Consider the following 813-nt stretch of genomic DNA (forward strand, 5'->3'; position numbering starts at 1 on the left):
ACTGCCTCCTCCCTACTGCCTCCTCCCTACTGCCTACTGCCTACTCCCTACTCCCTATTCCCTATTTCACCGCCGTATCAACGACCTCGAAATCATGCGTGACGGTCGCGGTCTTGGCCATCATCGCCGTGGCCGAGCAGTATTTCTCGATCGAAAGGTCGATCGCCCGTTTGACCTTGTCGCGCGACAGCGCGCGGCCCTTGACGATGAAATGCATGTGGATGCGGGTGAAGACGCGCGGCTCGGTTTCGGCACGGTCGGCGTCGAGCTCGACCACACAGTCCTCGACCGCCTCGCGGCCCTTCTCGAGGATGTGGACGACGTCATAGGCCGAGCAGCCGCCGGTGCCGATCAGCACCAATTCCATCGGGCTTGGCCCCGGCGTTCGGCCTTCCGGCCCGTGCGCCGTGCCCAGCACCACTTTGTGACCGCTGCCGGACTCGCCGACAAAGGTGCGTTCCTCGACCCATTTGACGCGTACTTTCATGACTTTCCTCGAAAATATTGCCCTACTGGCCGAACACGACCGTATGCATGATGCGGCCCGGCAGCAGCGTGAAGATGCCGGCGCCGACCAGGGCGAAGACATAGAGTTTGATCATGGCGCCACGATGGGCGGCGACGCGATGCGTATGCGCATACCACACCGCCAGCGGCGCGGTGACCAGCACCAGGATCGACAGGATGTGGATCGGGCTGAACGGTCCGATGAGCCGGATCTGCTGGATCCAGAAGCTCGAGATGGCGATGACCAGCATCAGCGCCACCCAGACATAGCCCATCGCACGGTGGCGCGGCGTGCCTTTCGGCAGC

The 813-nt window shown here is 62.9% G+C and carries 2 protein-coding genes; both read right to left on the reverse strand.

What is annotated here, in order from left to right; translation table 11 throughout:
• Nucleotides 1-61: 61 nt before the first annotated feature.
• Nucleotides 62-487: an OsmC family protein gene (locus EOA29_RS38510; protein WP_126093814.1), complete on the reverse strand. Its 426-nt coding sequence runs from the start codon at nt 485-487 to the stop codon at nt 62-64.
• 22 nt (nt 488-509) lie between these two features.
• A partial coding sequence (locus EOA29_RS38515) for a DUF2306 domain-containing protein (protein ID WP_127222520.1) occupies nt 510-813 on the reverse strand: 304 nt, incomplete at its 5' end.

It is taken from the genome of Mesorhizobium sp. M1E.F.Ca.ET.063.01.1.1 (assembly GCF_003998155.1).
Classification (GTDB): domain Bacteria; phylum Pseudomonadota; class Alphaproteobacteria; order Rhizobiales; family Rhizobiaceae; genus Mesorhizobium.